General features: G+C 59.1%; 16 protein-coding genes and 2 pseudogenes. 15 read left to right on the forward strand and 3 right to left on the reverse strand.

What is annotated here, in order from left to right:
* The first annotated feature begins 151 nt into the window (after nucleotides 1-151).
* Together M2367_RS08455 and M2367_RS08460 are read left to right on the forward strand one after the other, a co-directional pair.
* Nucleotides 152-907 carry a YciK family oxidoreductase gene (locus tag M2367_RS08455; protein ID WP_224432419.1) on the forward strand — a complete coding sequence of 252 codons (756 nt, stop codon included), beginning with the start codon at nucleotides 152-154 and terminating at the stop codon, nucleotides 905-907.
* A 91-nt stretch (nucleotides 908-998) separates the two neighbouring features.
* Nucleotides 999-1892, forward strand: coding sequence for a LysR family transcriptional regulator (locus M2367_RS08460; protein WP_259236416.1), 894 nt, complete (start codon nucleotides 999-1001; stop codon nucleotides 1890-1892).
* A 140-nt stretch (nucleotides 1893-2032) separates the two neighbouring features.
* On the opposite strand, the gene M2367_RS08465 is transcribed toward M2367_RS08460, so the two are convergent.
* The gene (locus M2367_RS08465; RefSeq protein ID WP_259236417.1) at nucleotides 2033-3205 is read right to left on the reverse strand and encodes an MFS transporter; all 1173 of its coding nucleotides are present in this window, start codon (nucleotides 3203-3205) and stop codon (nucleotides 2033-2035) included.
* A gap of 251 nt (nucleotides 3206-3456) precedes the next feature.
* Between M2367_RS08465 and M2367_RS08470 the strand changes: the two genes are divergently transcribed.
* Together M2367_RS08470 and M2367_RS08475 are read left to right on the forward strand one after the other, a co-directional pair.
* Nucleotides 3457-4599, forward strand: a complete 1143-nt coding sequence (locus M2367_RS08470; protein WP_259236419.1) for a MalY/PatB family protein — start codon at nucleotides 3457-3459, stop codon at nucleotides 4597-4599.
* Nucleotides 4600-4646: 47 nt separating this feature from the next.
* Nucleotides 4647-5918: a TAXI family TRAP transporter solute-binding subunit gene (locus M2367_RS08475; protein WP_259236420.1), complete on the forward strand. Its 1272-nt coding sequence runs from the start codon at nucleotides 4647-4649 to the stop codon at nucleotides 5916-5918.
* Between the two features lie 168 nt (nucleotides 5919-6086).
* Here the strand turns inward: M2367_RS08475 and M2367_RS08480 are convergent, their stop codons facing one another.
* Nucleotides 6087-7055 (reverse strand): LysR family transcriptional regulator, encoded by a 969-nt coding sequence (locus M2367_RS08480; protein ID WP_259236576.1) that lies wholly within the window; start codon nucleotides 7053-7055, stop codon nucleotides 6087-6089.
* Between the two features lie 169 nt (nucleotides 7056-7224).
* Here M2367_RS08480 and M2367_RS08485 point away from each other — a divergent pair, with 169 nt between their 5' ends.
* The 10 genes and pseudogenes from M2367_RS08485 to M2367_RS08530 form a co-directional block, all read left to right on the forward strand.
* The gene (locus M2367_RS08485) at nucleotides 7225-8481 is read left to right on the forward strand and encodes an adenylosuccinate synthetase (RefSeq protein ID WP_224432414.1); all 1257 of its coding nucleotides are present in this window, start codon (nucleotides 7225-7227) and stop codon (nucleotides 8479-8481) included.
* A gap of 1187 nt (nucleotides 8482-9668) precedes the next feature.
* Nucleotides 9669-9989 (forward strand): PTS sugar transporter subunit IIB, encoded by a 321-nt coding sequence (locus M2367_RS08490; protein ID WP_224432413.1) that lies wholly within the window; start codon nucleotides 9669-9671, stop codon nucleotides 9987-9989.
* Nucleotides 9990-10008: 19 nt separating this feature from the next.
* The gene (gene chbC, locus M2367_RS08495) at nucleotides 10009-11361 is read left to right on the forward strand and encodes a PTS N,N'-diacetylchitobiose transporter subunit IIC (RefSeq protein ID WP_224432960.1); all 1353 of its coding nucleotides are present in this window, start codon (nucleotides 10009-10011) and stop codon (nucleotides 11359-11361) included.
* 54 nt (nucleotides 11362-11415) lie between these two features.
* On the forward strand, nucleotides 11416-12798 hold the full coding sequence (locus M2367_RS08500; RefSeq protein ID WP_310504058.1) for a glycoside hydrolase family 1 protein: 1383 nt from the start codon (nucleotides 11416-11418) through the stop codon (nucleotides 12796-12798).
* Nucleotides 12799-12854: 56 nt separating this feature from the next.
* On the forward strand, nucleotides 12855-13208 hold the full coding sequence (gene chbA / locus M2367_RS08505; RefSeq protein WP_224432412.1) for a PTS N,N'-diacetylchitobiose transporter subunit IIA: 354 nt from the start codon (nucleotides 12855-12857) through the stop codon (nucleotides 13206-13208).
* A gap of 32 nt (nucleotides 13209-13240) precedes the next feature.
* Nucleotides 13241-14068: a transcriptional regulator ChbR gene (chbR, locus tag M2367_RS08510; RefSeq protein ID WP_259236421.1), complete on the forward strand. Its 828-nt coding sequence runs from the start codon at nucleotides 13241-13243 to the stop codon at nucleotides 14066-14068.
* Between the two features lie 155 nt (nucleotides 14069-14223).
* Nucleotides 14224-15570 carry a 6-phospho-beta-glucosidase gene (locus tag M2367_RS08515; RefSeq protein WP_224432410.1) on the forward strand — a complete coding sequence of 449 codons (1347 nt, stop codon included), beginning with the start codon at nucleotides 14224-14226 and terminating at the stop codon, nucleotides 15568-15570.
* Between the two features lie 48 nt (nucleotides 15571-15618).
* The gene (gene chbG, locus M2367_RS08520; protein WP_259236422.1) at nucleotides 15619-16389 is read left to right on the forward strand and encodes a chitin disaccharide deacetylase; all 771 of its coding nucleotides are present in this window, start codon (nucleotides 15619-15621) and stop codon (nucleotides 16387-16389) included.
* Between the two features lie 252 nt (nucleotides 16390-16641).
* On the forward strand, nucleotides 16642-17850 hold the full coding sequence (locus M2367_RS08525) for a phage integrase central domain-containing protein (RefSeq protein WP_259236423.1): 1209 nt from the start codon (nucleotides 16642-16644) through the stop codon (nucleotides 17848-17850).
* Between the two features lie 93 nt (nucleotides 17851-17943).
* Nucleotides 17944-18192 (forward strand): annotated as a pseudogene (locus M2367_RS08530) (IS481 family transposase); the annotation flags it as partial.
* Here M2367_RS08530 and tnpC read toward each other — a convergent pair.
* Complete coding sequence (gene tnpC / locus M2367_RS08535; protein ID WP_259236424.1) at nucleotides 18174-19595, reverse strand: IS66 family transposase; 1422 nt, start codon at nucleotides 19593-19595, stop codon at nucleotides 18174-18176. The pseudogene M2367_RS08530 and the gene tnpC overlap by 19 nt on opposite strands.
* Before the next feature lie 101 nt (nucleotides 19596-19696).
* Between tnpC and M2367_RS08540 the strand changes: the two are divergent.
* Nucleotides 19697-20002, forward strand: a pseudogene (locus M2367_RS08540) (integrase core domain-containing protein); the annotation flags it as partial.
* Between the last annotated feature and the right edge of the window lie 162 nt (nucleotides 20003-20164).

Genomic DNA, 20164 nt, shown 5'->3' on the forward strand with positions numbered 1-20164 from the left:
TGGCAAGCCCCTCGTTTTCTTCACATTTTTACCCCCGGACGCTGGTCAAACCGCCAAACGCCTCAGTACACTTGCCCGGATAATGCCAGCGCCTTGCTCGACAGCAATGATCGAGCGCACTGGCCAACCGCAAAGAATCAAAGGAGTCGTCATGCTCGATTATCAGGCCCCCGCCACCTTGCTCAACAACAAAGTCATCCTGGTGACGGGGGCTGGCGATGGCATTGGCCGTGAAGCGGCACTGACCTTCGCAGCCCATGGCGCCACCGTCATACTGCTCGGCCGCACAGTGGCCAAACTCGAAGCCGTCTATGACCAGATTGAAGCCGCCGGTCACCCCTTGCCCGCCATCGCCCCGGTCGATCTCAAGGGGGCCACCGCCAGCCACTACCGTGGCATGGCCGAAACCTTCGCGCAGCAGTTCGGGCGCCTCGACGGTGTCCTGTTCAATGCGGGCCTGCTCGGTACTCTGTCGCCCTTCGAGCATATCCAGGAGAAGGAGTGGGACGAGGTGATGCAGGTCAACGTCAAGTCCGAATTTCTGCTGACCCAGGCGCTGCTGCCGCTGGTGCGTCAGACCGCCAAGCAACATGGCGAGGCCTCCCTGCTGTTTACCTCCTCCGGTGTGGGCCGCAAGGGCCGCGCCTACTGGGGCACCTATGCCATCTCCAAGTTCGCGGTCGAGGGCATGATGGAGGTGCTGGCCGACGAGCTGGATAACACTGGGGTGCGGGTCAACAGCATCAATCCGGGGGGTACCCGCACCAAGATGCGGGCCAGCGCCTTCCCGGCCGAAGATGCCATGACGCTCAAGACGCCAGCCGATCTCATGCCCCTTTATCTCTACCTGATGGGGGCTGACAGCCAGGGCAAAACGGGCCAGACCTTCGTCGCCCAACCCAAATAACCAGAAAAAACAGGCCTGTCCCGCCAATGGCAGTTAGTGTTATTAGAGTCCGTTGATACGGGCTTGGTGCAGAATAACCAGCAGGTGAGTTATGTTTCGACCCAAGAGTACCTTCGAGCAGTGGCGCATTTTTCAGGCCGTGGTCGACTGTGGCGGCTACGCCCAGGCGGCCGAGGCACTGAACAAGAGCCAGTCCTCCCTCAACCATGCGGTAGCCAAGCTGCAGCAGAGTCTGGGGGTGGCGCTGCTGGAGGTACGTGGTCGCAAGGCGGTGCTGACGCCTGCGGGAGAGATCTTCCTCAAGCGCGCCCGCCAACTCAGCCTGCAGGTAGAAGACCTCGAAAACCTGGCCGACAACCTGGAGCGCCAGTGGGAACCCCAGATCAACCTCTATGTCAGCACGCTGCAACCCAGGGAGCGACTCTACCGGGCGCTGGCCCGCTTCTATCCTCGCAGTAGGGGCTGCCGCATCAACCTCCATGAGCGGGTACATTGCCACTTCAGTGCCTTGCAACTGGGGGACTTGATGATCTCGGAGCACCTGCCAAGCGATCGCACCGGCCTGCCCCTGGACGAGGTCACTCTGTTGCCCCTGTGCGCCCCCGGGCACCCCCTGGCCTGCGAACCAGCCCCCCTGCCCCTGGACAGACTGGCCAGCCATAACCAGATAGGTCTGCATCCCCCCATTCATCGCTCGGTGGACTGGAATGATGCCGAGGATACCGGCTGGAAGGTGACCCACTACCAGGAGGCGATCGCCCTGCTGCAGCAAGGGCTCGGCTATGGTTGGCTGCCACGCCACCTGGCCAACGGCGCCCTGGCCGATGGCAGCCTGGTACCGCTGACCCTGGAGGGTGGCAGCGAGCGCCATCTCTATACCTACCTGCTGACCATGAGCCCGGATGCCCTGGGCCCGGCCACCGAATTGCTGCTGCGTTGCCTGCGCGATGAGTACCAGCATCCGGATAAGCGCCCGGAGCGCTAAGGCCAAGACCCGGATCCACCGCCGGGGCCACCGTTGCACGCCACTCTTCTCTTCCCTCCTTGCCAGCCAATAAAAAACCCGCACAACGCGGGTCTTCTCTTCTATTCATGCTCATGCCGCTGGCCACAGGCCAGGCTCACTCAGGCATTGGGGACTCGCCAGCAGGCAGCCAGGGCCAGCATGGCCAGGGTCAGCGCCACCATGAAGACACCGTGGAAGCTCCACAGCTCGGCGACGATGCCGGCGATGGCGCCCGCCAGTATGGAACCGGTGCGAATGCTGTTGGCGAACAGGGTGGTGGCGACCCCGGCCCGGCCCGGCATCAAGTCCTGGAAGTAGGACATGCCGATGCCGGCGATGATGCCGATGAAGATGGCATTGAACAGTTGCAGCGCGATCAGTGCCTGCTGGCTAGAGAGCGTCACCAAGCCGATGTAGAAACCGACCCCGGCCAGCACCGCCACCAGCATCATGGGCCGCTTGCCGAAGCGGCGGGTGTAGTAGCCCGCCAGCAGCATGAAGGGGATCTCCAGCGCCGCCGCCGTGCCCATCAAGATCCCGGCCAACTTCTCATCCAGTCCGAGCTCGCGGGTGATGTAGAGCGGCATGTTGATGAGATACATGCTGTTGCAGGTCCACATCAGGGTCGAGGCGATGAACAGCGCCCGCACCGAAGGATCCCGCCAGCTGCTGACCCTGGAGACAGTCTCATCTTTCACCGGCAGTGGCAGTGACGGCAGCCAGCGCCACACCACCAAACCACAAATGAGATAGGCCAGGGCGGAGGCGAGATACATCACCTCGAAGCCATAGCCAATGGCCAAGGCGAACGCCATGGGCGGCCCTATCACCCAGGCCAGGGAGAACTGGGCCCGCATCACTGAGCTGAACATGTCGGCGCGCTTTTGCTGGCGATCCGCGTGCTCGCGCGCCAGGGCGAATAGCTGGGGGCTGGCGGTGGCCGCCAGGCTGGCCAGCAGCACCCCGAGACTCACTAACAGCCAGTAGTTGCGGTTCCAGGCAAACAGCAGGGAGAGCACGATACCGGCGGCGCAGCAGCGCAGGATCAGGGTCTTGCGATCCCCCTGACTGTCGGATCTGTGGCCAAGCCATTGACTGACGAGGATACCAACCAGGGCATTGACCGTGTAGAACAGGCCGACCAGGAAGGGACGAACCTGCACCTCCTCGGCCAGGAACAGGCTCAAGGTGGGCACCTGCAGGGCCACCGCGACCCCCGTCATGAAGGTGACGGCCAGAAACGACAACGAGACGGGATCCGGACGTTTGATGACCGCAGTCAAGGATTTCATAGGGCTATCACCGAATTGGAGGAAGGAGGTGCGAGTGCACTGCATGACGATGGCTATTTTATGACACTATCAAGAGCCAGCTCAAGACTTGCGACTCCCCCACGGACACCGTACATTGAGAGGCCATGTCGCCAGGCGGCACTCCCCATGATGGCAAACCAGTGGCAGCCAGGCCTCGCACCTCAGTGGCCGGAGCCCCAGACCGGCAACCCCATGGCGACAAGACTATTTGGCTAAAAAAAGGATGGCAGATGTTTGATTTTGACAGGGAAATTGACCGCAGCGGCACCATGAGTCTGAAGTGGGACAAGTACAAGGGCCAGGACGTGCTGCCCATGTGGGTCGCGGATACCGACTTCGTCTCTCCTCCCAGCGTGCTGGCAGCACTGGCCGAGCGGGCCGCCCACGGCATCTTTGGTTACTCGCGCCCCTCCCCTCGTCTGATTGAACTCATCATGGCTCGCCTGAGTGAGCGTTATGGCTGGCAGATAGAGGCCGAGTGGCTGGTATTCCTGCCCGGCGTGGTCCCTGGTCTCAATCTGGCCTGCAAGGCCTGGAGCCAGCACGGTCGCGGCATCATCACCCCCAAGCCGGTCTACTACCCCTTCTTGCAGGCGCCAGGCTTCAATGACAGGCCCCTGCTGACCGTGCCCATGGTGGAGCAGGAGGGCCGCTGGCTGATCGATATCGAAGAGCTGGAGCGTCAGGCTCCCTCGGCAGATCTGCTGCTGCTCTGCAATCCGCAAAACCCGGGCGGCACCATCTTCACCCGCGAAGAACTGGCCACCATCGATGCCATCGCCGAGCGCCACAACCTGGTGGTCTGCTCGGACGAGATCCACTGCGACCTGCTGCTGGACAAGGATGCCAGGCACATTCCCTATGGCGCCATCAGTGCTGAAGCCGCCCAGCGCAGCGCCGTCATGATGGCGCCGAGCAAGACCTTCAATATCGCCGGCCTCTGCTGCTCCTTCGCCGTGGTGCCCAATGCCCGGCTGCGCCTCAAGTTGCAACAGGCGATGCGCGGCATCAGTGCCGACGTCAACCTGCTCGGTTTCGTGGCGGCCGAAGCCGCCTATGAAGGAGGCGAGGCCTGGCTCCTGGCGCAGCTCGACTATCTGCGTGGCAACCTGGCGCTGATCGAGGCGGCCGTGGCCCGCTGGCCGGGGGTCAAGATGGCGCGCAATCAAGCGACTTACCTGGCCTGGATAGATGTGGGCGCCCTGGGCCTGGAGAATCCCATCGCCTTCTTCGAGCAGGCGGGGGTTGGCCTCTCCCCGGGTGCCCAGTTTGGTGACGGCGATTTCGTACGCCTCAACTTTGGCTGCACCAGAGCACTGCTAACCAAGGCGCTGGCTCGCATGGAGCAAGCCATCCTCACGCTGCCCAACTAAACCCGATGGGCCCAGTGGCCCATCCCCTTTTTCCTGATTGGTTATCTATGCGCCCACGAATATCTACCCTGCTCGCTCCCCTGTTTGCCTTGCTCTGCTGGGGAACAAACGCCCAGGCCGCTGACAGCTACCTCACCATCAGCACCGGGGCCCTCACCGGCGTCTATTACCCTGTCGGTGGCGCCCTCTGTCGCCTGTTCAACGCAGATAGCGCGTACAACAACCTGCACTGCAGTGTGCAGAGCACCAAGGGTTCACTCGCCAATCTGCGCGATCTGGCGAGTGGCAAGAGCCAGCTAGCCCTGGTGCAATCCGATGTGCTCTATCACGCCGTGCATGGCACTGGCCCCTTCGCACAGCAGGGCCCAGATGCCTCACTGCGCACCCTCTACCGGCTTCATCGCGAGTCGGTCGCCCTGCTGGTCAGCGAGAAGAGCAGTATCAGCAGCCTGGGGGATCTGCTGGGTAAGCGGGTCGATCTCGGCAGTGCCAACGGGGGGGACAGGATCACCATCATGGCCCTCATTGAGGCCATGGGCTGGCAGAGCAAGGATTTCGGCACCGTGGCCGAACAGGGGCCCGATCGCCTTCAAGGTCTGTGTGATGGCACCCTGGATGCCGCCTTCGTGGTCGCGGGTCAACCGAGTCAGGTTATCTCGGACTTGACCGGCCGTTGCAAGGCACGGCTGGTTGCCATCGAGGATGCCAAAATCAATCAACTGATCGAGGGCTCAACCTATTACGAGCAGGGTCGCATCGCGGCCAACCTCTATCCGGGCCAGACACTCTCTCTACCCACTATCGCGGTGTACGCAGATCTGGTGGCCCTCGATACCTTGCCCGCCGAGACGGTACATCAACTGCGGCGGGTCATGGACGCGCGGCTCAAGCAGTTCACTCGCCTGCACCCGGCCCTGATCGCGCTCACCCAGGAGAGCATGATGGCGCCGACCCCGGCACCGCCCCATGCCGCCATGCTGGATGATGCCAATGCGCCCCCGGCAAGCGATGCCACCCTGCCGAGCCTGATGCCAGCGTCACTGCAACCTGAGCTCTCATCGTCATCGGCCGACGCCACCACCCTGGTTTCCGGGGCTGTCTCGACCGAATCAACCCCGACCGAAGTGGATAATGCCGTCGAAGGTGCCGTCGAAGGTGCCGTCGAAGGATCCGCACCAGTGGCCATGGCAACAGGCACAGTCCCCGCCCCAGTCGAGACAGAGCAACCAGCCTCGGCCGCCAGCAACCCAGTGCCAGCTGGCCAGGAGCCCGCGGTGAGCGACGCCGTTCAGCCATCAGCGGCTCAGCCAGCCCCTTGAGTCTGCGGTCAGGCCCGCTGGGCGGATAACCGCACTACCCGATGAAACAACGGCCACCCCAGGGTGGCCGTTGTTATGTGGTGAGGATCCGCTCAGTCGCCATCCAGATGGGATGCATCGCGCCTGCCCATCTAAACCCATCGCCCCCCTGGCTGGCCCATCGACCGCTTATTCATCTCCTCCCCCTGTGCTCTCCTTGGCCTGTCCCTCCTTGGCCTGCTCACTCAAGGCCAACTCCAGCCCCAGATAGGGATGGGGCCGCTGTATCTCCTCCTCCACCCAGTGCAGCAGCTGTTTGATGGCCCGGGACAACACCTGATTCTGGCGTACCACATAGCCCAGGCTGGTACTGGGGAAATCGTGCAGCTCGCTGACCGGCGCCGTGAGCTTCAGCCGCGGGTGCAAGGAGAAGTCGGGCACTATGGCGACCCCGAATCCCGCCTCGGCCCAGTCGAGCTGGGCATCCACGCTGCCCACCTCCATGATGCGGCAGCTCGGCAACCCCAGCAGGGGCAATGACGGGTCTATCAGCGCCCGGGTGCGAGTGTCGTGACCAAGCAAGATCAGGGTCGGCTCGTCGAGGGGATCGCTCTCCCCGGCCTTGGCACGGGCCTGCCAGCGGGTGAGCCCCTGACCCAGGGCGCACCAGGTCACCTGTTGCAGCTCGGTATAGAACAGCGGCTCGCTGCGCTTTTGCGCCATCACGAAGCCGAGATCCGCCCGCCCTGCCTTGACCAACTCGGCGGCCTGATCCGAGGTGGTGTTGAACAGGGTGAGATCGATGCCGGGGAAGGCTTGCTTGAAACGCTGAAATGGCTGGATCAGCAGCAGGCGCGAGATGATATCGCTGGCGGCGATGGCCAGTTTGCCTTGGCTGAATTGCCCCAGGGCATTGAGATCGGCTTGGCAGAGTTGCAGCTCGGCAATGGCGCGCTCGGCGCTTTGCAGCAAGCGCTCCCCCGCCTGGGTGAGCCGAAAGGGACTGCGCTCGATCAACCTCACCCGGGTCGCCTGCTCCAGATTCTTGAGGTGCAGACTGACATTGGGTTGGGTCATGTGCAGTTCGGTCGCCGTCTGGCCAAAGTGCTGCAAGCGCGCCAGGGTGACGAAGGTATTGAGCCAGTGAATATCCAACATGGGGTCACTCTCGCCCGCGGCAGGCGCGCAGTGGCGCGTCATGGCGGGTCTTTGCCGATAAATTGGTCACAATTATATGACTTACTTATCGGAATTATAAAGATAATTAATTTTTCTAATCCGCCCCAGGCTCCTAGGATGAACGCCTAACGTCTTAGGAGAAAGTCACATGTCGTCTATCGTAGTCGTAGGTGCTAACTGGGGTGATGAAGGCAAAGGCCGCATCGTCGATTATCTGGCAGGCCAATCCGCCGCCAGCATCCGTTTTCAGGGCGGCAACAACGCCGGCCACACCGTCGTCAACGACCTGGGCACCTTCAAGCTGCACCAGCTGCCGAGTGGCGTATTCAACCCCGATTGCCTGGTCGTGCTTGGCCCTGGCATGGTCATCAGCCCAGAGCCTTTGACCAAGGAATTGGCCGAAGTGAAGGCCGCCGGTGTCAATCCCAAGATGGCCATTTCAGATCGTGCCACCTTCTGCCTGCCGATCCACGCCCTGGAAGATACCCTGGAAGAACTCCGTCTGGGCGATGGCGCCTACGGCTCCACCCGTCAGGGCATTGCCCCGGCTTACGGTGATCGGGTCATGAAAAAAGCGATCCTGGTCGGCTGGCTGAAACAGCCAGAAGTACTGGTCGAACGCATCCAGTTCTTCCTCGACTGGAAACTGCCGCAGCTCAAGGCCCTCTACCCGAGCTTCGAATTCAGCCAGACCGCCCAGGAGATGGCCGACTGGCTGCTGGAAGTGTCCGCTCCCTGGATCGACGCCGTCTGCAACGTCAGCGAGCCGCTCAAGGCCATCCAGGCCCAGAACGGCACCCTGCTGTTCGAAGCCCAGCTGGGCGCCGGCCGTGACCTGATCTACGGTGAGTATCCCTGGGTGACCTCCTCCCACGTCTCCGGCGCCTACGCCGGGATCGGTGGCGGCCTGCCGGCCCTGCGCCCCGAGCGCGTGATTGCCGTGGCCAAGGCGTTCAGTACCTCTGTGGGTACCGGCACCCTGATCACCGCCATGGAGAACCAGGAAGAGTTCCGCAAGTTTGCCAACGAGTTCGGCGCCACCACCGGCCGTCCCCGTGACATCGGCTACTTCGATGCGGTCGCCACCAAGCAGGGTCTGGAGATCCAGGCCGCCAACGAGATCGCCCTGACCAAGCTGGACTGCCTCTCCGGCATGCCGGACTTGAAGATCTGCGTGGCCTACGAAGGCGCCAACACCGAGAACCCGATCTGGCCGCAGACCGCCGGTCTGAAGCCGGTGTACGAGTCCATGGAAGCCTGGAGCGAAGAGATCTCCCACATCCGCAAGTTCGAAGACCTGCCCAAGGCTGCCCAGCACTATGTGCTGCGCATCGAAGCCCTGCTGGGTGTGCCGGTGCCCATGGTCTCCGTCGGCCCGGGCCGCGAGCAGATGATACTGCGCTAAGCCGCCTCAGCGCCCTTGGCAAGATAAAAACCGACACCTCCGGGTGTCGGTTTTTTTATGCCTTCACCCCGGACTCCACAGCGCCATCCCTTGAGATCCCGCCATCACAAACGCGCTCAGACTCATAATGGTGCCTATGTACGCGGGATGGGATTGGGTCGTTCAGTGACACCGCTTTTCCCCTGCCTCAACAGACTGATGCCATCCTCCATTGAGGCAGGCCAGCTGATGGACCAGGCATTCAGCTTCAACGGTGTCGGCCACGAGGAGAGAACCGCTCTCCCAGCCGCTTCACCGCCTGCAGCAAGCAGGCACTCGGCCCGATCTGCGTACCTCTCCTTTCCCTGACCCGCGGCGGCACGTTAATCGTGGCTGGAACACTGCCATCTTTAACCTCTGGTCATCACGCAACGCCGTTCACATCCCTATGCCTGGCGTGGACTCGAGCAATGTGCAAGGACGAGTTGGCCCTGCTGGTACGGGAAGCCGTTGCTGCCCTCTGGGTTGCCCCTGTTTCAGCAACAGTTCAAAGCCCTGCTCCTCAGGGCTTTTTTATGAACGCCTCTGCGCTGGTGGTTGATGGCCGGATCTGGCCAGGAGCCTTGCGCGCCCATGACCTTGGCGCAACCAGGATGGGCAGTATCGGGGTCAACCATAAAGAGGAGGAAGCAGAGGGTTGCGCTGACATCCGATGGTCATCGGTGGCAAGAACATACCAGTCACTCAGGATCCCCAACGCAACAGGGGGATCTGGCGCTCAGTGCCTGGTCAACAACAGCGTATAGTTACCACCTCTTCCCCAAGGTCGGCCTTGTGACCAACATCAAGCTAAGTCCATTAATGTGAAAGTGTGAACCACAGCCGATTATTAACTGCTTTCGTAACCTGAGCAGGTGAAATGACGAAAATAAAACTAAATGATTGAAATATATCTGTTTTTATAACATTTAAGCCTCACTGAAAAACCACCCATCTGACTCCTTATTTTTCCATCCTTTGAAATCGTGAACGACACCAAAGTGACAGGTCAATATGGAACTATTTTTTAACTGGTCGAAATATCAGTTGGATCTGTAAGTCATTACAATGATGTCAATGAGGGATGATTAGTTAACCATAGGTTGTGACGGCAAGAGACAGCTTCATCCCCCCCTATACAACTGGTTTTTAATCGTGAGGTAGTGGTTATGGAAAAGAAACGGATTTACCTGTTTTGCTCTGCCGGGATGTCGACGTCACTGTTGGTCTCGAAGATGAAGGCCCAGGCTGAGAAATATGATGTGCCCGTGGAGATAGATGCCTACCCGGAAACCCTGGCAGCCGAGAAGGGGCAGGATGCGGATCTGGTGCTGCTGGGCCCGCAGATTGCCTACATGCTGTCTGAGATCCAGACCCTGTTGCCGGGCAAGCCGGTCGAAGTCATCGACTCCCTGCTCTATGGCAAGGTCGATGGGTTAGGGGTCCTCAAGGCCGCCGTCGCATCCATCAAGAAGAGCCTCACTCAGTAAGGAGAACACCGTGAGCACCATGATCGCATCCCTGGAAAAGGCCATATTGCCCATTGCCGTCAAGCTGGGTAAGCAGCCTCATGTCAACGCCATCAAGAATGGCTTCATCAAACTGATGCCCCTGACCCTGGCCGGGGCCATGTTCGTCCTGATCAACAATGTCTTCCTGAGTTTTGGGGAGGGATCCTTCTTCTACTCCATGGGGGTGCGACTCGATCCCGCCACTATAGCCACCCTGGACGGCTTCAAGAGCATTGGCGGCAGCGTCTACAACGGTACCCTGGGGATCATGTCCCTGATGGCACCCTTCTTCATCGGCCATGCCATGGCAGAAGAGCGCAAGGTTGATCCCCTCTCGGCCGGTCTGCTCTCTGTTGCCGCCTTCATGACGGTCACCCCCTTCAGCGTCGGTGAGGCCTATGCGGTCGGTGCCAACTGGCTAGGTGGCGCCAACATCATCTCCGGCATGATCATTGGTCTCGTCTCGGCCGAGATGTTTGCTTTCGTCATTCGCCGCAACTGGGTGATCCGCCTGCCTGACAGCGTGCCGACCTCGGTAGCGCGCTCCTTCTCGGCGCTGATCCCCGGCTTCATCATCCTCTCCATCATGGGGATAGTCGCTTACCTGCTCCAGACAGAGGGCACCAACTTCCACCAGATCATCATGGACACCATCTCCACCCCCCTGTCCAACATGGGTGGCCTGGTCGGCTGGGTCTATGTGCTCTTCTCCCCGCTGCTCTGGTTCTTCGGGGTCCATGGTTCTTTGGCGCTGTCGGCACTGGAGAACGGCATTCTGGTGCCCTTCACCCTGGAAAACGTCGCCCTCTATACCCAATACGGCTCCGTTGAAGCCGCTATCGCCGCCGGCAAGACCTTCCACGTCTGGACCAAGCCGATGCTCGACTCCTACATCTTCCTCGGTGGCACCGGTGCAACATTAGGCCTCATCCTGGCGGTGTTCATGGTGTCGCGTCGCGATGACTACCGTCAGGTGGCCAAGCTGGGTCTGCCCGCCGGCATCTTCCAGATCAACGAGCCCATCCTGTTTGGTCTACCGGTCATCATGAACCCTGTGTTGCTTATCCCCTTCGTGATGGTGCAGCCGGTGCTGGCGACCATCACCCTGTTTGCCTACAACACCGGCTTTATCCCGCCCATCACCAACATGGCGCCCTGGACCATGCCAGCCGGATTGGGGGCCTTCTTCAACACCAACGGCAGCATAGCCGCAGCCCTGCTGGCGATATTCAACTTAGGGATAGCCACCCTGATGTATGTCCCCTTCGTGCTGATTGCCAACAAGGCCCAGGCCGTTATCGAGGAAGAACAGGAGAGCGAAGAGGATATCGCCCTGGCCCTGAAATTCTGATGACACTCCCGGGAGGAGCCTGACTCCTCCCTCTTCAAGCCGAAGGAGAAGATGATGATGTATCGCTTTGCGGATGATTTTTGGTGGGGCAGTGCCAGTTCGGCGCCCCAAGCGGAGGGAGCCTCCAGCCGAGATGGCAAGTCCGACAACATCTTCGATTACTGGCACACCCTTGAGCCGACGCGCTTCCATCAGGGCATAGGCCCGGCGCAAGCCTCGACCTTCTATGATCGCTTCGAGAGCGATATCGCACTGCTCAAGCAGCTCAATCACAACAGTTTTCGTACCTCCATCTCCTGGTCCCGGCTGATCCCGGACGGGACGGGCGAGGTCAATCAGCAGGCGGTCGCTTTCTACCATGCGGTCTTTGATCGCCTGCTGGCCGAGGGGATCACCCCCTTCATCAATCTCTACCACTTCGACATGCCGCTGTGCATGCAGGAGCAGGGCGGTTGGGAGAGCCGGGACGTGGTGGCGGCCTATGTGCGTTACGCCAGCATCTGTTTCGAGCTGTTTGGCTCGCGCATCAAGCACTGGTTTACCTTCAACGAACCCATAGTGCCGGTCGAGTGCGGCTATCTCGGCCACTTCCACTACCCCTGTGTGGTGGATTTTCGCCGCGCCGTCACTGTCGCCTATCACACCGCTCTGGCCCATGCCGGTGCGGTCAAGGCCTTTCGCGATACCCATGCCAGTGGCGAGATTGGCATCATTCTCAACCTGAGCCCCACCTACCCCAGATCCGATTCGGCGGCAGACAGCCAGGCGGCGCGCTGGGCCGACTTGCTGCTCAACAAGAGTTTCCTCGATCCCGCCCTGAAGGGGAGCTATGACCCCGAGCTGATCGACCTGCTGCGCCAGCATGATTTGCTGCCAGAGGTGGAAGCCGGTGACAAGGCGCTACTCAGTGCCGGGCGAGTGGATTGGCTGGGCATCAACTACTACCAGCCACGGCGAGTCAAGGCCAAGGATCAGCCCTGCGCAGGGGCACCGCACACCCCCGAAGATCTGTTCGATTTCTACCAGATGCCGGGTCGCAAGATGAACCCGCACCGGGGCTGGGAGATCTATGAGAAAGGGGTCTACGACATCCTCACCGAGCTGCGCCTTGGCTATGGCAACCCCCGCTGCTACATCTCGGAGAACGGCATGGGGGTCGAGGGGGAAGAGCGCTTCATCGGCCCGGAGGGACGGGTAGAGGATGATTATCGCATCGACTTTATTCGTGGTCACCTCGAGTGGCTGCATCGCGGCCTGCAAGAGGGCAGCGCCTGCTGCGGGTATCACCTCTGGACCTTCATCGATAACTGGTCCTGGCTCAATGCCTACAAGAATCGCTATGGCCTGGTCCGGCTGGATCTTGACAGCCAGACCCGCACCATCAAGAAGAGTGGCTATTGGTTCGCCGAGGTGGCACGCAATCATGGTTTCAATTAAGTGAGATTCAATTAAACCGCTTTCAATCAACTAGCCGTAATCAAGGGGATAAAGAGATGTTCGATATGGACCACATAGAGGCAGAGACCACGACGTGCGATGACATGGAAGAGGTGGTGATGGGGCTCATCATCAACTCGGGGCAGGCACGCAGCCTGGCCTACAGCGCCCTGAAGAAGGCCAAGGAGGGCGACATGGCCGCCGCCCGCCTGCTGATGACCCAATCCCGCGAGGCCCTCAACGCCGCCCACCTGGTGCAGACCCAGCTGATTGAGAGCGATCAGGGCGAGGGCAAGATCCCGGTCACGCTAGTGCTGGTGCATGCCCAGGATCACCTGATGACTTCCATGCTGGCGCGGGAGCTCATCAACGAACTCATCGATGTGCATGAAAAGCTGCTCGGCAAGTAACAGCGGCATCGGCCAGTCATAAGGGGCGAATAATGAGCGTCAAGACCATCCGGGAAAACGAGCTGTTCAATAACAGACCCTTCCACATGTTCATCTACAACAAGCAGGTGAGCGGAACCGGGTTGCATCAGCACGACTATTACGAGTTCACCCTGGTGTTGACCGGCCGTTACTACCAGGAGGTCAACGGCAAGCGGGTACTGCTCGAGCGCGGCGATCTGGTGTTCATTCCGCTGGGCTCATCCCATCAGAGCTTCTACGAGTTCGGCACCACCCGGATTTTCAACGTCGGGATCAGCCGCCACTACTTTGACGAGCACTTCAAATACCTGCTGCCTGAGCACTTCGTGGCGTCCCAAGCCTATCCGCTCAAGCATGAATTTCTGAGTTATATCGAGTCGGTACTGGTCTCCCCCGGTTTTCGGGAAGAGGCGCTGACCGAATTTCTCGAAGGGGTGACCTATTCGGTGATGAACCGGCTGCGCCACCATAAGGACGCCTCGGCCAGCGAGGATCTGCCGCTCTGGCTCCATGAGGCGGTTGAGCGCATGCACGATCGCCCGCTGTTTGCCGAAGATGCCCTGGCCAATCTGATCCATCTCTCCGGCAAGAGCCAGGAGTACCTGACCCGTGCCACCCGGCGTTACTACAACAAGACGCCGATGCAGATCATCAACGAGATCCGGGTCAACTACGCCAAGATGCAGCTGGAAGTCACCAACGACTCCGTGGCCGACATTGCCTTCGAGACCGGCTACAACGATGTCAGCCTCTTTATCAAAAACTTCAAGAAGCTGACCTCCTTCACCCCGGGCAGTTACCGCAAATATCTCTATCCGAAATTTGAGACCCCAGTCTGAGATGGGCTAACCATATTTTTATTTAAAAACAGCGCGTTGTAAAACAGCTGTCCCAGATTGACCGGCCCCTGTCACAGGTGGCTGCGGCCCACTGCACCCCAGATGCAGGGCGGCCCCTTATTCAACCCAATTTGAAAATGATGAAAGAGGTGTTTATGAACAAGACGCTTAAAGTGGTCACCATAGGTGGCGGAAGCAGCTACACCCCGGAGCTGGTCGATGGCTTCATCAAGCGCTACGCCGAGCTGCCCATCGACGAGCTGTGGCTGGTCGATGTCCCCGAAGGCCAGGGGAAACTGGACATCATTTTCGACCTCTGCCAGCGCATGATCAGCAAAGCCGGCATCCCCATGACGCTGCACAAGACCCTGGATCGCCGCGCCGCCCTGCAAGGTGCCAGCTTCGTCACCACCCAGCTGCGGGTCGGCCAGCTGCAAGCCCGGGAAAAAGATGAGCGCATTCCCCTCAGCCACGGCCTGCTGGGTCAGGAGACCAATGGCGCGGGCGGCCTGTTCAAGGGGCTGCGCACCATCCCCGTCATCTTCGACATCATCAGGGACGTCGAGGAGATCTGCCCGGATGCCTGGCTCATCAACTTCACCAATCCGGCCGGCATGGTGACCGAAGCCGTGCATCGCCACACCCAGTTCCGCCGCTTCATCGGGGTGTGCAACATTCCGGTCGGCATGCAGATGTTTGTGCGCGACGCCCTCAAGGTCAGCGCAGAGGACGCCCTCTCCATCGACATCTTCGGCCTCAATCACCTGGTGTTCATCGGCGACGTGCTGGTCAATGGGGTATCGCGCTTCGATGAACTGCTTGAGGGAGTGATAGACGGCAGCCTCACCAGCTCCAGCTCGGTCAAGAACATCTTCGATCTGCCCTTCGATGCGAGCCTGATGCGCGGACTGCGCCTGCTGCCCTGCTCCTACCTGCGTTACTACTTCAAAGAGAAAGAGATGCTGGGGATCGAGATGGGCGAATTCTACAAGGGCGGCGCCCGGGCCCAGGTGGTACAAAAAGTGGAGAAGACGCTGTTTGAGCTCTACCAGAACCCTGAGCTCAACGAGAAGCCCAAGGAGCTGGAGCTGCGCGGCGGCGCCTACTACTCGGATGCGGCCTGCGAGGTGATCAGCGCCATCCATAACGACAAGCGCAGCGAACAGTATGTGATAATTCCCCACCATGGCCATGTCACCAACATTCCGGCCGACTGGACCGTCGAGATGACTTGCCTGGTGGGCCGTGATGGTGCCATTCCCCACCCGCGCCTCACCCGCTTCGACGACAAGGTCAACGGGCTCATTCACCTCATCAAGAGCTTCGAGATTGCCGCCTCCCAGGCTGCCTTGAGCGGCTCCTTCGATGACTTGCTGCTGGCCATGAACCTCAATCCGTTGATCCACTCGGACAACGAGGCAAAAATCGTTGCCCAGGAGCTGCTGCTGGCCCACCGCGAGCACCTGCCCAAGTTTGCCGCCGCCATTGCGGATCTCGCCTGAGAACACTGGGCCCCGTTGATCATCGGCGGGGCAATACAGGAGATAGAGATGCATAAAAGATTGATTATCAACGCCGACGACTTTGGTCTCTGCCCTGCCCAGAGCTACGGCATAGTGGAAGCCTTCGAACATGGGGTGGTCAGCTCGACCACCGCCATGGTCAACTCTCCGGCCATAGAACATGCGGCCTGGCTGGCCAAGCGCTTCCCGGACTTGCCCATCGGCTTGCACTTCGTACTCAGTTGGGGCAAACCACTCTCCCCCCTGCCCTGTCTGGTCAATGCCCAGGGGTTACTGGACAAGAGCATCTGGCAAAAAAGCGAGGATGGCCTGCTGGTCGCAAGGGAAATCCTGGCAGAGTTAAGGCAGCAGTTCGACCGCTTCATCACCCTGTTTGGCCGCTCACCCAGCCACATCGACAGCCATCACCATGTGCATATGCTGCCGAGCCTCTATCCCCTGGTGGAGGACTTTGCCCGTCAGCAGGGCATTGCGATGCGCATCGATCGGGAGGAGGTGCGCCGTCACGGCCTGACCGTCAACCATGAGCTCAGTTGCCAGCGTTTTGACAGCCGCTTCTACGGTGAGTCGCTCACCCGGGAGCTACTGTTGCAACTGCTCGACGACGCCAATGAACAGGGGGCCGATTCCCTGGAGATCATGTGCCACCCCGCCTTTATCGATCTCGAGGTGCAGCGCAGCACGTATCACCAGCCCAGGCTCACCGAGCTCGCCATCCTCACCGACCCGGCCCTGCCAGCCCTCATCGCCGAGCGAGGCTATCGCCTGTGCAGTTATCGAGATTGGTCATCGCAATAATGGCTGACCACCCAAGTACAAAAACATCCAATGCAAAAAGGCCACCCCTTGGGTGGCCTTTTTGGCTTCAATAAATGGCGGAGGAGGTGCCCGCCGCAATCAAGTCCAACTAACTCCACACCAATCCAGTAAGCCATTTACTATCAGTATGTTAGAAACAAATACTGTCCAATCTATCCCAATCACATATTACCACTGCGCACACGCGGTGGCATACTGAGTGGCACATTCAATTCTCAAGGAGGTTACCCGATGGCAATCCTCACCGATACCAAAGCTCGTAGCATCAAGCCTGAAGATAAACCCCTTGCTCATGGTGGTGTCACCGGGTTGACGCTACACCCTTCTACTGCCAAGGGTAGAGGCAAGTGGGTATTCCGCTATGTCAGCCCACTGACGAAGAAACGGCGTAACGCAGGTCTCGGCACTTATCCAGAGATCTCCATCGCTGACGCAGCTCGAGACGCACAGGCAATGCGGGAACAGCTGGCGAATAATCTGGATCCGCTAGAGGTCCGGCTGCAGGAGCAGAACAAGCCGAAAATCCCGACGTTGGAAGCATCTGCCAGATTGGTCTACGAAAGCTTGTTACCAGGTTGGAAGAACCCCAAACACGGTAAACAATGGATCACCACATTGGAGCAATATGCCTTTCCTACCATTGGCGCTATCTCCATTGATGCGATAACTCCAGCTCATATCGCTTCAGTCCTGCAACCGATATGGCTGACGATCCCGGAAACTGCAAGCCGTGTTAAGCAACGCCTACACGCAGTAATGGCTTGGGCATGGGCTCACGGCTATACCTCTGCAAACCCGGTGGATGTGGTGAGTCACTTACTACCGGCCCAACCCAGCAAATCAGTGAGGGTTGAACACCAGCCAGCTATGCCCTGGCGTGATATACCTGCTTTTGTTCAGCAACATCTGAGAACAGCACAACGATACGATGTAACCCGCTCGATGTTGGAGTTCTTGATCCTGACAGCTTGCCGCTCTGGTGAAGTCCGAGCAATGAAATGGTCTGAAGTAGATCTGGAGGCAAAGGTCTGGACCTTGCCTGCCGAACGTATGAAGGCCAAGCAACAACATCGTGTTCCGTTATCTCTGCGTGCCGTTGAGATCCTGAAGGGGTTAAGGGGATTACATGACGAATTAGTATTCCCTTCGCCCCGAGACCAAGTACCACTCTCAGACACTGTGCTGACTATGTTTCTGAGAAGAGCTAAAGCGGAGAGTTGTACTCCTGGTCGAATGGCAACTGCTCATGGCTTTCGTTCGAGCTTTCGGGACTGGTGCAGCGAGCAAGGCTATGCGCGGGATCTCGCTGAACGAGCTTTAGCTCACACAGTTCAAAACAAGGTAGAAGCTGCATACCACCGTACTGATTTGCTCGATCTGCGGCGCCCTATGATGGATGCGTGGACTGAGTTTGTGGCTGGTGATCTACCAAGCAAATAAGAAGGAAGCGGCCATCAGGGCAGCTTCCTTCTATGTTCTTTTTTTAGCTTTTTCTCGCCGATGAGCACACCTTGCTAAACCAATGCTCAAACAGCTTCTGAGGGGGTTGGCAAGGTCTATCTGCAAACCGTGCTGGACTGCTAGAGCCGCCACGCCTGGGGGCGACTCTACACCAGCAAGCTATCGGTGACCTCGGTTCATGTACTCAATGAAACGGTGCTGCCGTTCTTCGAAGCCCATGAGGTACGGGTCTATACCATCCTGTCGGACAACGGGCGCGAGTTCTGCGGGCGACCTGACCATCATCCCTATGAGGTAACCGTTCACCGGCAGGAGCTTGACGCACACAATTCGGCTGGGATGGGGTAATCCGTTTTATCTATGCAGGCTCGGACGATGGCGCGCAGCCACTCCTGGGGACAACGCCCCTGGCGTTTGGCCGTCTCCACCAACGCCAGGATGCGCTGACGAAACAGCTCCCCGCGATGTGAACACACGCCGTAGCTCCCTTTGCGCCACAGCACATAGCCACGCAGCGCTCGCTCTGCCTCATTATTCGTCAGCGGAATATCGTCATCATTCATAAACCGCCACAGCATCTCGTCATCCTTGATGAGCCACTCGCAACGCCCCCGATAGAGCTTTGAGCACAGCATGGCTCCTTGCTCTAACGTCTTTAACCAACTCCCTCGATAGCGCCCGAGCCGGTGCAGATAGCGATCCTTGCTCAAGGAGCCATGCTCATAGCGATGGCGAACCCGAAAGACACTGTTGGCCAGCAGCACCAACCTGGCTCCAACGGACTGATTAACCTGCTCACCACTTTGGGCTATGGAGGCCACATGGCGCAGCACATACGCCCAACAAAGCTGGCGCTGACTCGCGCCGACAAATCGGTAGCCTGCATACTGGTCCGTCACCAGTACGCCGGCCAGCTCCGACCCCAGCAGGCGCTTGGCAGCGTCGATACCAGGGCCGTAAGCGGTCATGAAGCAGACCGCAATTTTGCTCAGTGCCATCCACATCCCGCGCCGCTCGCCACCCCGTTGATGACGGGTCTCGTCGGCATGGATGAGTGAGGCCGACTGGACCTGCTGCTTGATGGCCTGGTGAGTAGGCGTCAGCATGGCACTGACCCGCCCTTGTGCTTCGCTGATAGCCCTGCGACTAAAACCCAGACAAAAGTGTTGCTTCAACTGCTGCTGTATCTGGGTAACGCTCTGATGGAACTGACCACTTTGCAGAGTGATATAACTGAGTAGGTTCGGGCCCATCTGGATGTCGCTGACCGCGTCAGGCAGCGCCGCATCTACGGTGTGAATGCACCAGGTACAGGTGGCACGAAACAGTTGGTGTTCGGTAACGAAGTAGCTTACCTCTGGCAAGTCAAACACCTGATGCGCTCGATAGGGTTTGTCATGAGCCAGCACCTTGCCCCCACAGCAGGGGCACTCCGGTGCCGGGTAATAAGCCTCCACGGACAGACGAGCATCGTGCGAATGACGCTCACGCCGTTGCCCCTTGTGGCCAGGTTGGGCCCCACGTTTTTTACCGGAAGCCGGACGCGGCCTGGCCGGTGGTGTGCTGTCAGGACCATCACTGGAGGGCGGCTTGGAGGAGTTGCCGCTGTGCTGGTTGAGGCGGCCCTCCAACTCGGTGATAGGGTCCAGCAGCTTATGTATCAACTCGTGGGCCTGCTCGAGAGTCAATGGTGGCACTGCCGGTGTCGACTGTTTCTTGGTCATGTCAGCGGGCATGCAACACGGGCGGGATCAAGCAACAGGCAAAGGAGGATCAAGAGATGATCGTCTCTTTTTCCTGTCAAGCCACTCTCGGTGAACGGCTACCCTATGAGTTGTTCCTGCAACTGGAGGGGATTGAACACCGGACAACCAAAGTACGCAGGCTACAGAGCAACGGCTTTATCGAACGGCTGCATCGCACCCTGCTTGATGAACACTTCCGCATCAAAGAGCGAACAACCTGGTATGAGTCGGTGGAGCAGATGCAGGCAGACCTGGATAGCTATCTGGAGCAGTACAACACCAAGCGGCCTCTTCAGGGCAGAATGATGGAAGGGCAGACGCCCTACAGCATGTTCAAGAAGGGGCTGAAATTGATACCGAAGGAAGTACGCGATAACGTAGCGTAAGCAAGACACCGGTTTGAGGCCGGTGTCAGGTGATAACTAGATCTATACACCCAGCCGATAGCTGGCATTGGTTATTGAACGTTACGTTGAATTCTACTTTTCAATTAAATTCTTGCTCAAGCGCAGTAATAATAAAAAACTCAATGGTTTCACTTTTGTTTT

Origin of the sequence: Aeromonas sp. BIGb0445, from assembly GCF_024809075.1 — a bacterium.
Classification (GTDB): domain Bacteria; phylum Pseudomonadota; class Gammaproteobacteria; order Enterobacterales; family Aeromonadaceae; genus Aeromonas; species Aeromonas rivuli.